The 14,102-nt window shown below is 49.0% G+C and carries 7 protein-coding genes; 3 read left to right on the top strand and 4 right to left on the bottom strand.

What is annotated here, in order from left to right:
- Nucleotides 1-82 precede the first annotated feature (82 nt).
- Both DESLBE_RS02585 and DESLBE_RS02565 read right to left on the bottom strand, forming a co-directional pair.
- Nucleotides 83-988 carry an AIPR family protein gene (locus DESLBE_RS02585; protein ID WP_242662051.1) on the bottom strand — a complete coding sequence of 302 codons (906 nt, stop codon included), beginning with the start codon at nucleotides 986-988 and terminating at the stop codon, nucleotides 83-85.
- A 1,145-nt stretch (nucleotides 989-2,133) separates the two neighbouring features.
- Nucleotides 2,134-2,526: a LysM domain-containing protein gene (locus DESLBE_RS02565; protein ID WP_005811774.1), complete on the bottom strand. Its 393-nt coding sequence runs from the start codon at nucleotides 2,524-2,526 to the stop codon at nucleotides 2,134-2,136.
- A 406-nt stretch (nucleotides 2,527-2,932) separates the two neighbouring features.
- Between DESLBE_RS02565 and DESLBE_RS02560 the strand changes: the two genes are divergently transcribed.
- From DESLBE_RS02560 to DESLBE_RS02550, 3 genes are read left to right on the top strand one after another with little or no spacing between them, the layout of a single operon-like run.
- Nucleotides 2,933-3,958 carry an ABC transporter substrate-binding protein gene (locus DESLBE_RS02560; RefSeq protein ID WP_005811776.1) on the top strand — a complete coding sequence of 342 codons (1,026 nt, stop codon included), beginning with the start codon at nucleotides 2,933-2,935 and terminating at the stop codon, nucleotides 3,956-3,958.
- 43 nt (nucleotides 3,959-4,001) lie between these two features.
- Nucleotides 4,002-4,931, top strand: a complete 930-nt coding sequence (locus DESLBE_RS02555) for an ABC transporter permease (RefSeq protein ID WP_005811777.1) — start codon at nucleotides 4,002-4,004, stop codon at nucleotides 4,929-4,931.
- The gene (locus DESLBE_RS02550) at nucleotides 4,906-5,709 is read left to right on the top strand and encodes an ABC transporter ATP-binding protein (protein WP_144675010.1); all 804 of its coding nucleotides are present in this window, start codon (nucleotides 4,906-4,908) and stop codon (nucleotides 5,707-5,709) included. Before DESLBE_RS02555 ends, DESLBE_RS02550 begins: the two co-directional genes overlap by 26 nt.
- Nucleotides 5,710-6,151: 442 nt before the next feature.
- Here the strand turns inward: DESLBE_RS02550 and DESLBE_RS02540 are convergent, their stop codons facing one another.
- Both DESLBE_RS02540 and addB read right to left on the bottom strand, forming a co-directional pair.
- The gene (locus DESLBE_RS02540) at nucleotides 6,152-10,264 is read right to left on the bottom strand and encodes a UvrD-helicase domain-containing protein (RefSeq protein ID WP_144675009.1); all 4,113 of its coding nucleotides are present in this window, start codon (nucleotides 10,262-10,264) and stop codon (nucleotides 6,152-6,154) included.
- A complete protein-coding gene (gene addB / locus DESLBE_RS02535; protein WP_144678605.1) occupies nucleotides 10,257-14,021 on the bottom strand; it encodes a helicase-exonuclease AddAB subunit AddB in 3,765 nt (1,254 codons plus the stop codon). The genes DESLBE_RS02540 and addB overlap by 8 nt, the downstream gene beginning before the upstream one ends.
- Nucleotides 14,022-14,102: the final 81 nt, after the last annotated feature.

The raw sequence follows: 14,102 nt of genomic DNA, 5'->3' as shown, positions 1-14,102 counted from the left end.
AATAATTAGGAATAACCGGTGATTTCGAGGAAATTTGCTTAAATATGAGCAAATTTAAACCTTGACTTTTTCGTTGCTATCTTTATGCAACGCTACTGTTGTAAAGTGAAAAATTCTGCGGTTCATTTTTTAGCGTTTCCGAAATATCCAAATTAACATAAGTATCCCCTTGATAATCGCGCACATTATCATCAAACAGGTTAGACCTAAACAGCCCATCTTTCGTGGTTAGAATTTTCATAAATTCATCCGCAGTAGCAACTGCAATAAGAAAGTTAGAAACGTCTTTTATCTCGGCTGGCGGCAAACTGCCTATGCACTTTAAATTAACAGATAAACTATTATCATTTTCGTCGCTTATGTTTTTCAAGGATGAAGCATCGATGTAATATACATATACTTTTTCGTATGAATTAAAGAGTGCTATATCCTGCTTGAACCGTTCACCAACAGATGTAATGTTCGCATCATCGCACCAAGTACCCATTGAAACATAATATGTTCTCACGGTAGGTTGACTCTTCCAACAGGCAATCACATCGTCACTGAATAAAAATTTCTTAATATCCAGCCAACGCTTAACATCTTCATTGGAAGGAGCATACTGTTTTTCGTCAAGGAAATCTTTCACACCATTTAAAAACTTTAGGATTGCAGTCTGCTCAAACTTTTCCTTATGCTTTGATTGTATAAAGATGAATTCAATTTCTACGTTTTTGTTGTATTCAAGGATAGATTTAATGTCGTCAATTGATGACACAAAACGTCCGTCAATCTTTACGCATACTCCGTCAATACCTGTATCATTAGCTCCTCCAATACAAACATCGTCAAGCAAATCAGCATTGGCACTGAAAGCCGCCTGATTATGCATTTTCAATATTGTAAGATTAACGAATTTTTCGAATAGAATGTCATCACTATCAGCCAGTTGATAGGAAGTTTTAAATTTGTCGAGCTTCGCTTGTATAATCGGTTGCAGTTTCATTATGATTCCCCCTTGCCGGTTTGTATTTGTACAATATCGAATACGTCGCATTGAAGCACCTTGCAGATTTTTACGAGGACGTCAATTTGGATGTTCCGCGAATTTTTTTGATATGGAGGTTAACTATTTCATCAACTGTGCCCCCCAGTACTTTTTGTATGATCTCATACATCTTATTTGCTTTCAGAGATGATCAGATTGCCGTTAGACTACCCATGATCTCATCTTCTGTGAGTTATAAAGCATTCACGAAGGTTGTTTTTATTTTCGCTTAATGCAATTTGAGCAACAAAATTTAATGTTGCCTCTAAATATTAATCTTATTTACATTATCTCATTTACATTATAGTGCATCTTTTCGGAATATTCTACATATTATTATATTTAAAGGTCTTCTTAAAATGTTTTAGGTATTAATGCCATTCTCGCCGCTGTCCACTTTTACCCACGTCAAAAAATACGCCAGCAAACATCCAGCCAAGATGACTTTATATCATCCTTGTATAAGTTTTTATCTGAAGCTCCAGGCTGCGAGCTGCGCCGATCCATACGTGCTCATTCGGCAATAGGCGGCAACCCTAAGCTTTATATTCTCTTTAGGTATAGTGGGGATAATCCTGACAGTTTTCATCTACATTCCTTTATCATCTAATGTAAGGTAGAGTAATCCCATTAATATTTTGCAAAAGAAAAGACGTGAAAGCATCATCCTTTCACGTCAAAGCATATTTCAACAACAATCCTGCGCCCCCGCTTATATCAAGCGTTTTGACGTTGCAGCAGAATTATGGTCTCTACATGAACTAAAATCGGGGACACATCCACTGTTCTGCTGCCATCATCGCTAAAATAGTGTTTTACATGTTGGTCTCTATGTTCTCTGAGCTCATGGATCACTTTCGGCTTTTTTGACGCTGCAAGGTCAGGTGGAGCTCCTTTTCCTCCGGATATTGGCGACTGATCTTTAATTGGTGCTCCCCATGCGGCTTGCGGCAGCACTAAACTATCCTAATCACCTATAAATAAGCACAATTTCAATGCGGTGCTACTTCATCAGCGGACGATATACCAAAAAGTAAAATAACCAAACGATTCCCAGCCGCTTAGCTTGGAAACCGTTTGGTCAAATTGATCAGGGAAAGAACTTATGCATTGGGGATAATGAAAACCTGACCAGGGAAAATCAGATCGGGGTTAGTGAGATTGTTGGCAAGGATAATCGCTTGCATCGTCGTGCCGAATTGCTGAGCTATCTTATAAACGCTGTCCCCTTTTCTGACAACATAGGTGACCGGTTCCGGTGCCGGCGGCGGACAAGGCGGGGGGCAAGGGGGCGGACAGGGCGGCACGCAGCAATGATGAGGGTTGTGGTGCATACCATGCATACTTTCCTGTCCATAACAGGATTGATAAGGCTGGCCGGCATCCATTGTCACTTGGCCAGGGCAACAATTAGGATCTAAAGTGGCAAAGCCCCCCTGAGGAAAATATTGATTCTGGCCCATATATCCATTTTGCATGTTCATCGGATGATTCATAAGATTTCCTCCTCTATTTATACAAACATTTAAACACATAGTTATTTGGGTTCTAATTAAAGCCCATTCTTCCTGACACTTTTCTAATAGCAATATATGGAATCACAGGAATAATGAGTATGTACCTTCAATTTTTTTATTTTTGCTTGAAACATGCCCCCAAGGGCACGATATACCATAGAATGGTAATAAAATGAAGGCTTTCAGGTGTATATAACAGCTGTATATAACACTATGATATTTTCAAAACAATTCTATAAAAGAGGATTGACATTCATTCAATAAAACTATAAGATAATAAAAAATAGAATAGTTGTAGAATAGTAGTACAGTAGGTGTGAGGCATAAGTGCACCCCTGCGGAGGTGTATTTTTTATTGCCTAAATAAGAGGAGGTTTGTAGGAAAATGAAAAAAGGTAGTTTAAGAAGAATGTTGGGAATTGGTTTAAGTCTTGTCTTGGCACTGGGTCTGGCCGGATGTGGCGGTACTGCGCCAAGCACTAGTGAAACCCCTCAGGGAACAGGGCAAGGTTCTTCTGAAGAGAAACAAGTGAAGATTGGGATTATCCAGATTGTCGAGCATCCTGCTTTAGACGCTGCTCGGCAGGGCTTTTTGGATACCTTGAAGGCTAATGGCTATGAAGAAGGCAAGAATTTGAAATTAGTATATCAAAACGCTCAAAACGATCAATCCATGCTCAATTCGATCGCTCAACAGTTTGCCACCAGTGATCTCGATCTTATTCTGGCTATTGCTACTCCTTCAGCACAAGCTATGGCCAGCGCCACCGATGAGATCCCCATTTTGATTACAGCCGTTACCGATCCTGTGGAAGCAAAACTGGTTGACAGTATGGATAAGCCGGGCGGCAACATATCCGGTACAACAGATATGAACCCGATTAAAGAACAATTGGACCTTTTGAAAAAGCTGGTTCCCGATGCTAAGACCGTTGGGGTAATCTATAACGCCGCTGAGGTTAACTCTGAAGTTCAAGTGCGCATTGTCAAGGAAGAAGCCCCTGCCCTGGGTCTGGAAATTGTTGAAGCCACCGTATCTTCCAGTGCCGACGTTCTGCAGGCAGCCCAATCCTTGATCGGAAAAGTCAACGCTATTTACGTTCCTACCGATAATATGGTGGTATCTGCCGCTCAATCCGTCGTTCAAGTGGCCAACGAAAATAAGATTCCCCTCATTTCCGGGGAAAGCAGCGTTGTCGATGCCGGCGGACTGGGAACCATTGGTATCAACTACACGAACTTAGGGGCACAGACCGGTGAAATGGCTCTCCGCATCCTTGATGGGGCTAAGCCTGCCGATATGCCTGTGGAAGGTCAGAAAAACTTCGATATCGTCTTAAATCAAGAAGCGATTGACTTGCTCGGAATCGAAGTCCCTGCCGACATTAAGAGCAAAGCTACCATTAAATAATCTAAATTAAACTATAGAGATAAAATATTGAGGTGTGTTAATAATGTTCTCCCTAAAAATTGTAGTAGGAACTCTGGAACTCGGGCTGATGTATGCAATCATGGTCCTGGGAGTCTATCTAACCTTTAGAGTACTGAATTATGCGGACTTGTCTGTGGAGGGCAGCTTCACTTTAGGAGCTGCCACCGCAGCCACTCTTATCTTTCAAGGCTATAATCCCTGGTTGGCCACAGCCATTGCCTTTTTTGTCGGCTGTATCGCCGGGATCTTCACCGGCATCTTTCACACCAAATTTAAAATCACCGCTCTCCTGTCCGGAATTTTAACCATGACCGCTTTATGGTCTATCAATTTGCGCGTTATGGGCAAAGCCAATATCTCTTTGCTCAAAACACGGACTATTTTTACTGATTTTAAAAATTTTCCCGGTATGAATCAATATGGAACCCTGATCTTGGGCCTTATAACGATTATTATCCTCGGTATCCTGATCTACCTCTTCCTTAATACCGAAATCGGTTTGGCCTTGCGGGCTACCGGTGATAATGAACTGATGATCCGGAGTTTAGGGGTAAATACCGATGTGATGAAAATTCTCGGTTTGGGCTTATCCAATGGTTTGGTCGCTTTCTCCGGCAGCTTTGTCGCTCAACACCAACAATTTGCCGATGCCAGCATGGGAGTCGGTATGATTGTGGCCGGACTGGCTTCCGTCATTATCGGTGAGGTTCTGGTGGGAACCTCCTCTATTGGTCGGACCATACTTGCCGTGATCTGTGGCGGCATTATCTACCGGACTATTATCGCTATCGTCCTCCGACTCGGCTTGGAGCCCACTGATTTAAAGCTTCTCACCGCTGTCATTGTTCTGATCGCCCTCGTCTCGCCCAGTTTAAAATCGAAATTCTCCGCGTTTAATGGCGGCATTTTGAGGAAGGGGGATTCCTATGCTAACAGTTCAGAATCTAACTAAGGTCTTCAATAAAGGCACCATCAACGAGAAAAAAGCCCTTGACAGTCTTTCACTTGAGCTCGCCCCTGGAGATTTTGTCACTGTCATTGGTTCCAATGGTGCAGGCAAATCTTCCCTGATGAACGCTATTGCCGGGGTGTTTATCCCCGATAGTGGAGAAATTTCTATTGACGGCACTTCCATTACCAAATGGGCCTCCTATAAACGGTCGGGACTGATCAGCCGGGTGTTCCAGGATCCCTTGTCAGGCACCGCTGCCTCGATGACTATTGAAGAAAATCTGGTTATGGCTTTGCGCCGGGGCGAATCCCGCCGTCTGCGCTGGGCCTTAAATCTTAATAAACGGGATTATTTCCGCAATGAGCTATCCAAGCTGGGGTTAGGACTTGAAGGGCGTTTAACCACAAAAGTTAGACTCTTATCCGGAGGACAACGTCAGGCACTGACCTTGCTTATGGCTACCCTTCAGAATCCGAAACTCTTATTGCTGGATGAGCATACTGCGGCACTGGATCCCAAAACTGCCGAAAAAGTAATGGAGCTTACCTGCAAAGTGGCGCAAAGCTCCAAACTAACAACCTTAATGATCACTCATAATCTTGAACAGGCCCTTGCCGTAGGCAATCGGACGATTATGATGCATGAAGGCCGAATTATTCTTGATATTCGCGGCGTTGAACGCCAGAATATGACCATTGGCAGATTGCTGGATATGTTTGAAAAAGCCAGTGGTGTTCATATGAACAATGACCGGATGATGCTGGCCGGAACTCGTTAATGAGGATGGCAAGCTTTCTGGTGCTAACACACCTCTTTCCCGATGGTGCGTGGAGACACGCGTCGTCGGGATTTTTTATTCGGGCTTTGAAGGTTCAGTCTCCAGGGGGTCTCCAGGATTTTGCTTTACAGCGGTCGCTCCATAAGCTGCGCGGACAAAACTAACGCGAAAAGCCCGCCACTCCGCCGGGTTCCCGCCCAAATCGCTCCTGCTCAATGGGCGGTTGGAAACGTCCTGTTTCCAACCCGACTCCGCTGCGTGCTTTTCGCGAAGTTTTGTTTCCGCTCGCTTAAATCCGCTCCCTTTCGTAAAGCAAAATCCTTGGGCTGCTTCTTGGGGTTTTGCATGCAGGACTCTAAAGGATCTGCAGGGGAATTCGTATGATGATCTGAGCAGCTCTTTCCGTCTTTACCGACGCCGCTTGAGGCGGCAAGGTCGGCGCTTACACAATAACCACCGCTTCCAAAGCAGCTTGAATAGCCTCTCTCGGCATGACAAACTCACGGTGAACCGACGTGGCATAGATGATGCATTCCCGAACGGGAACCTTGAGCAGCCTTTCCACCGCCAGGGCATACAGCCCCAGCTGAAGTCCGTAGCGCTGGGTTAAGATCAGTTCCGGGTCGGCCACCCCTGCTAAATTATCGGTCTTAAAATCCATAACCTGGGCCTCATGTTCCTGATGAGAGAGCAGCACTGCGTCGATGATTCCCTGAACAAGCACCGGTTCTTTTTGGGCCTTGAGACGCAATGAGAGGGTAAAAGGAACCTCTCTCCGCACTTCTTCAGCCTCCCAGAGACGTTTGCCGCTGGCGGAGTCCAGCAAATTCTTTAGCTGGCAAACGGATACCGCTCTCCCCTGCTCTGCACTGAGAATCTCCCGCCGGATTAAGGTGTCGATATGCTCTTGAAGCATGCTTTCGCGGACTTCCTGAGCCAGCCTCTCCCAAGTATCCCGCCATAGGGCCAAGGGTAAATGCTGAATGGCGGCATGCACTGCTGTGCCTCGTTCCGCAGGAGTTAACTCCTTCCGGGACACAATGAATTGAGGACGCAGAAAACTGGGCGCGGACAAGGCGGATGGAGATGGAGATGAGGATGGAGACGAGTATTCATTATCCATGTACCATAATGACTGTCGCTTTAATTCACTGACACTGGTCTTAGCGGATTGATTGACCCCTTCAGGGTAAGGATACTGCCAGTTAAGCTGCCGGAAAACTTCCTCTTGTAAAGCTTCAAGGTTTTTCTTATCCTCAGAGGTTTCTGTTTCTTCTGGGGTTTCCTTTTCTCCGGAGGCTTCTATTTCTCCAGTGATTTTCGTTTCTTCAGAAGCTTCTCCAAGGGGTTCTTGCTCTGTGAAGATGATTTCATCTTGAGAGCTGGTTGCCTCTTGAACAGGTCCCTTGTCGGCGATTTGAGCATGAAGGATCACTTTCCACTGGGATGAGCTATCAGGAAGTTCACCGGTTGTGGGAAAAGAACCGAGTCTGAACAAATCCTCAGGATGGCGTACTAAAGCCGGTCCAAGCCAATCCAGGCAGGTCTTGGCCCCGCGCAGCTGACCGTCGGGAAAGGCCGTATCGGGGCAGGACATGGCTAAGCTCCGCCATTTGTTGACAGCCTCCGCAAGCTTCTGCTGATGGCCAAAGAGGAAGAGACGCTCCTTGCCCCGGGTGAGGGCTACATAGAGGATCCGCAGCTCTTCGGCAAGGGCTTCCTGCCATAGACGCTCTTTCACGGCATATTGAATAATGGATGGGTAACGAACCTGATTCTCTATATCTATTAAAGGAATACCCACCCCTAAATGTGAATGAAGCAAGAGCTGACTGCTGAGGCTGCGGGTATTGAATTTCTTCCCTAACCCGGCTATGAAGACCACCGGGAATTCCAGCCCTTTACTGGAATGCACCGTTATGAAGCGGACTACGTTCTCTTTTTCTCCCACTGTGCTGGCACTGCCCAGATCCTTGCCCTGGCCTTGAAATTTCTCCAGGAAACGCAGGAAACGGAATAAGCCCCGATAATTTGTGGCTTCGTAACGACAGGCCCGATCATAGAGAACCCGTAGATTGGCTTGACGTTGCGCACCGGCAGGCAAGGTTCCTACATAAGCCAGATATCCGGTATCTTCGTAGAGATGCCACAGCAAATCGGCCAGAGAGGTCCGCCGGGAACGGCGCCGCCACTCCTGCAGCTTGGGAAAAAAGGCATCCACCTTCCCTTTGATCTCAGGTGATGTCTCCAGAATATACCTGACTTTAACCTCCAGCTGCGGTAGGCTCTCCCAGTGCTTTCCTAAAATCTCCCTGATTTCCGAGTAAAATTCATGCCCCTCTTCTTGTCGGTGAGCATCACCTGCCCAAAAGGTCAGGACCAGAGTTTCGTAAAAATCTCCTTGAGGAAGCAGAGAGCGCAATTTCCCTAACTCCGTTCCATTCATCCCTACCAGAGGAGAACGGAGCACTGCCGCAAAGGGAATATCCAGACGTGGGTTATCGATGATTTTGAGCAGGGATAAGACTGTGTCCACCTCATTGGTCCCAAAGTAACCGCTGTTGGTTTCTGCATAGACAGGGATTCCCGCCTTCTGGAACTCTTCGGCATACACAGAGGCCACCGAGGCCAGGGAGCGCATGAGAATCACGATATCCGCATACTGCACCGGCCGGTAATCCCCCAGTTCCTTATCGTGAATCTGAAACTCCCTCTCCAGAACCATTTTTTGAATGCGGGCTGCTACTAAATGGGCTTCAATACGGGCTGTTTCCGCCTCTTCCAGTGATGATTCATCATCGCCTGACTCCGGCTCCCGATTCTGCTCAAATTCCTCCCCTTCACCCTTAGCCGGTGAATCCGCTTCCGTGGCTGCATCTTCAGCTCCTCTTTCCTGCCCCAGGGAAAGATCGATAGCCTTAGGATCAAATAAATGAACTTCAATAGGGCCTTCGGCGGTTCTAAGCTCCCCATCGGAGACAAATTTAGCCCCCGGTCTCAGGGCAGCCTGCTCATCATAGATGATCTCTCCCGCTCCCTCCGTCATGATCTGATAAAAAAGATAATTGATCCCTTGGATCACTTCAGGGCGGCTGCGGAAATTTTGATTGAGGTCAATGACCAAATTGGGGGCAGCTCCCTCCCCTTCCTGATAATGAGGAAACTCCCCATACTTGCGCAGAAAAAGTCCGGGATCGGCCATCCGGAAACGATAAATGCTCTGCTTGACATCCCCTACCATGAACAGATTGGCCTTCCCCTCCTCTTGACGGGAAACCAGCTGCAAAATACGCTCCTGAACGGGATTGATGTCCTGATATTCATCCACCAGAACTTCCGCATAGTAGGCCTGGAGTTTTAAGGCAATTTCCGTAGGCTGTTTATCCTTGGCCAGGAGCTGCAAGGCATAGTGTTCCAGATCGGAAAAATCCACGCAATTCCTTTGCCGCTTGGCTTTTTGATACTCCCGGGCAAAGTGTTGGGTGACCTGAGCCAGAGTGCCGACTAATTCCCCCATCTTGTTCAGGAACGGGAGCTGATCGGTCAGGGGTACTGAAAACACCGTATTCTTGATTTCTTCCAGCTTCTTTTTGGCCTCATCACGGGCTTTTTTACTTTCTTCCCGCAAGCGCTTGCTGTTTTCCTCATCAATCAAGGAGTCCGGCAGATTTTTTTTGCTTCCCCGGGGGAGGCCGGGAAAAGTTGCCGCTGACTTAAAGGCCGTCTCGATGTCACTCCAAGTCCCCTTCTCCGCCATTTCCCGCAGAAAACCCAACCTGGATTGATCGTCTTCCAGAACAGGCAGATAATGAACAGGACCTCCCGGCAACTCGGCCAGCCGATAGGCCCGCTCCAGGAGGATAAGACCTTCCTCCACTTTATCCCGAACCCCCTGCCGCACCACCTGCCCCCAGTGGCTTTCCATCAGGTCATCAAGGCTGTGCCAATCATACGCTGCCGGCAGGTGTTCCAGCCACTCCTCAGGATGGACCTGGCTCATGGCAAATTCGTGAAGCCTGAGAATGGAGGCCATCAAAGGCTGATCATCACGATCGGTGCCGAAGGCATCAACCAGGCTTTGAAAGGCCGGTGTCTCCTCCCCGTAATAAGCTTCAAACAAATCTTCGAGGGTATCCTGGCGAAGCAGATCCGCTTCCGCTTCATCAGCTACGCGGAAAGCGGGGTCCAGCTCAATAAGGTAAAAATACTGACGAATCAGTTCCATACAAAATGAGTGCAGGGTGGTGATACTGGCCCGATAAAGCAAGGCCCTCTGTTGCAGGAGGTGTTCCACCTGAGCAGGCTCCGCCGCCCCAAAGAGGGCTTCATCCAGAGCTTTCCCGATGCGTTCCCGCATTTCTGCGGCGGCCGCTTTCGTAAAGGTCACCACCAGAAACCGATCCACATCCACTTTCTCATCCACATCCGTAATCTGCTCGAAGAGCCTTTGGACAAGAACTGCAGTCTTACCCGAACCGGCAGCCGCCGCTACGAGGAGCTGTCCTTTCAAGTCAATGGCCGCCTGCTGGGCCGGGGTCCATTTGGGATTATTCATGGCCGTCATCCTCCTTTCCAGCGCCTGCTTCATCTTCTCCTAACCAGATCAGCTCCTGACCCCTCGGGCCATCCTGACCTCTCAGGCTATCCTGACTCCTCGAACTATTCTGGGTCCTCAGACTCTCTTTAGTCCCTGAACTATCCTGAGACCTTAGACTCTCCTGAGCCATTGGCCTACTTCCCCCATCCTGCTGAGGAGCCCGTAGGTGGGTTTCCCCAGGAACAGGGGTGGAAGGGTGCTGCTCAGGGTACTGCTCGGAGTCCTGGTTCTGCACACGCTGCCAAAATTCTTCATCCTGGATGACCGGCAAATTCCGATAATTATTTTCAGGCAGATAGGGATCAAAATGACATAATGGTTTGTAAGAGCAGAATTGGCAGGCTGTATGCTTGCCCTGCCGATAGGGAGTGATGGAAATATCACCTTCCAGAAGGGCCTCGCCGCTGCACCGCAGGAAATGCTGAAGATGCTTCCTCAGGAGAGCAAACTGCTCTTCCGTAAGAATCGGCGAACCTTTTTTGAATTCTCCGCTCTTCGTGAGTTTAATGCCCAGCAAGCTGGAATTCTCCAGATCCCGATCCATGGCCAGCAGGACCTGACGGTCGGCCAGCAAATAGCCCTTGACTTTAACGGCTTTAATGCGATCCTTTTCCAACTGCTCAGGATAGAGCAGTGTTTTGGATTTGAGCTGAGGTTCAAGAACCGGGAAATATAAAAATCCTGCAGGATGGATCGTTGAATCCTCAGAATCCTCGGAGCCCTCTGAACCCTCAGAGCCCTTTGAGCCCTCCGCCAGACCGGAGGAGGATACTAAAATCTGGGCCCCCTGCAAGGCTGCATCAAGATAGGCCAAGAGCTGCAAATCCAGTCCATGATAGATCTGATTTAAGCTGACATGAGCTTCCCGGGATTTATAATCAAAGATTCTTAAGTAGATTTCATGGCCGAGAACGGCCCCGTCAATGCGGTCAATCTGACCCCTGAGCAGAAGGGAGTTGCCCCCGCTTAAGGGTACTTCCAAAGGCGGCAGTGCCTCCTGGGGACCGAATTTCACCTCTAATTCCATGGGCAGAAACACTCCCTGCCGGGCATGTTCTCCCAGGACACGGACCGCATGATGAACGGTCCGCTTCAGCTTATGGGTTAAGTAGCGGTAGCGGGCATTGCTCAAGAGAATTTTATTCTGCAATTGCAGGGCGATAGGCTCGGCTGTCTCATTCACCAGCTGCCAGGATTGCTCCTTGCTGAGCTCTCCCCAATCAAGCCCTCTCTCTCTCAGGGCAACGGCATAATCATGGAGGACGGCATGAAAGAATTGTCCCATATCCGGCGGCGAAAGGCGGTAGTTGGCGCGTTCTTTCAGCTTAAGTCCATAATGGGCAAAGTGGGCAAAGGGACAGCGGGCGAAGAGCTCCAAACGGGAAACACTGGTGACCAGGCGTTTGCCGTAGAGCTGCCTGGCCAAAGGCTGGGGCAGCTTCCCTTCCTCGTTTTGATCCCGGATCCCTTTTTCCAGCAGCTGCACTTGGGGAAAGGCTGCCGTTTGGCTGAGAAACCACAACCGTATGGCTTGCCATAGGGGTGAAAGAGAGCTGCCTTGGCGGAGCTTCTGCAGGTGCAAAGCATAAGCCGGCAACAGAGCGTAGGGATGAGGGAGGGCCCCTGGTTCTTCCTCATCGAGGCTGAGATATTTTTCCGGCAACCCGGGAAAAATCATCTTCAGCCGATGGATCACCGGAGACACCGTTAACCCTCTGCCCTCTTCATCGGTAAGGGGATAACTGATATAGAGCTGCTCCCGGGCACGAGTGAGGGCAGTATAGATAAAGTATTGCTCCTCATACACCTGCACCTTACCCTTGGGGGCCAGCATAATCCCTTTGCTCTCCAGGCGGAGCCGCTCCAATTCATCAAAAACCCCTTCATCAGAGGGCTTTCCCGGCAGGATTCCGTCATTGGCTCCCAACAAAAAGAGCACGGCTGTTTCCGGGTTGCGGGAACGGTCCAGTGAACCGACCAGAACCTGATCATAGCCGGGGGGAATTAAGCCCAGCTGCAAATTCTCCAGTCCGGAAGTAAGGATCATGGCGAAGTCGGACAGGTCCAGGATTTCCTCTCCTAAGCCTGCCACTAACTCATCCAGCACCTGGATCACGGCATCCCAAATCTGGTTTTGCAATTGCGCCTCTGCTAAATCCCCCCGGCTGTGGGCTGCCTCTGCCCACTCCTGGAGATGTTCGGGAACCTTAAGGCGGATGAGCAGCTCATAGATCGCCTCCGTGATCTGGGCGACGGTTGCCGGGGGACCGCCAGCTTCCGGATGGGGGCGGATGGCCTGGTCAAAAGGGCTGAACAGCTCATAGATAATCTGCCGGGCTTCGTTAAGGCCTTCCGTTTCTTCCCTGTGGTTGGGATCAGGGTAATAGCTCCAGGAGCGGTTGCCCTGCCAGGCGCTGCCGTGGATTCCATAAGCAAGGCAGTAGTTTTCCAAACGGTCGATCCGATCTTTAGGGCAAGGAAAAAAATCAGTTTTCAAACAGCGGAAGAGGGGCTCATAGGCCCAATCTTTTTGCACCGTTTCAATCGCCGATAAAAGCAGCTCCAACAAAGGATGATGAATAACCGGGCGTTTATGGTCCAGGAAGTAAGGAATCTCATGAGCATTAAAAACCTGCTCGATGATCCCCTGATAGCCCGGTAAATCGCGGGTTACGACGCTGCAATCCCGCCATGTTCTGCCCTCTTCCCTGGCCAGGCGCCGCAGCTCCCGTGCCACTCCCTCCACCTCAGCTCTTTTATTGGCGGCGGGAAACAGGGCAATGCCCAGAGGATCGGGAGCTGCGGAGTCATCTCCCCCGGGAAAGGTCTGAGTGGGATAGGCATTATAGAATCGTTCCAGATGCTTAAGGCCGGCCTTCTCAAAGCGATGGGTTTCCGTAAGGAAAACATGGCTGATCGAGGCTTTAGCCTCCCGGGCTAAATCCACAAGCCCTTGATAGGTCTGCCTGGGCTCATAAAAAAGCTCCTCACCGGGTTTAAAGCGGGGAGTTCCTGCTATGAGCAGCTCAGGATCAAGGGGCAAGGAAACCGTTATCTCGGCAGCCGTTCCCAGCATGGCTTGAATAACATAAAGCTCTTGAGGGGTAAATCCTTTAAACCCATCCACCCAGATTTTTGCCCCCTGCAGAAAGGGTGCCTGAGAGATTTTCCCGGCCACCAGGTTCAGCTCGTCATCCGGATCCCGGGCCGCCGTCCCTAGAGACTTATTCAACTCCTCATAGAGGAAGGCTAATTCATGGGTCTTTTGCAGCAGCAATTCATCAGCATCCTCAATTCCCCTCAGCTGGTCCGGGGTGATCCGGTAAATCTTGAATTCCGCAATGGCCTGGGCTAAGAGATCGGCCATGCCGGGACGGGTAGCGGAACGGGCAAACACCCGCAAATCGGAACGATGGTTTAAAAGCAGCCGGCGCAGGAGCATTCGTTTGCCCACTTCGCCAATCAGTGCCTTTCCTCCCCCGCCCACTTCGGAAAAAACCCGCCAGCCCAAGCGACGAAAGCTCAAGACTTGGGCTCTGAGGATGCCACCGGATTGAGGATCATGAGCCAGGCTCATCTCCATTTGATGGGTAGCCTGTTCGGGAACGAGCAGAATGAGGGGTAAGCCCTCAGGATGCTCCTGGCTTTCTTTATGTATTTCCTGCCGACAAAGTGTGCTTTTTCCCGTACCGGCCCGCCCCACTATAAAACGCATACTCACCTCAAGGTGCTCCTCTCCAATTAATCTATTGGGGATACTCTAAAAACTTATCCCTTCTCTATGTATAAAAAAAGC

The sequence above is a fragment of the Desulfitobacterium sp. LBE genome, from assembly GCF_007830365.1.
Lineage (GTDB): Bacteria > Bacillota > Desulfitobacteriia > Desulfitobacteriales > Desulfitobacteriaceae > Desulfitobacterium > Desulfitobacterium hafniense.
This window is presented reverse-complemented; position numbering and strand designations above follow the sequence as displayed.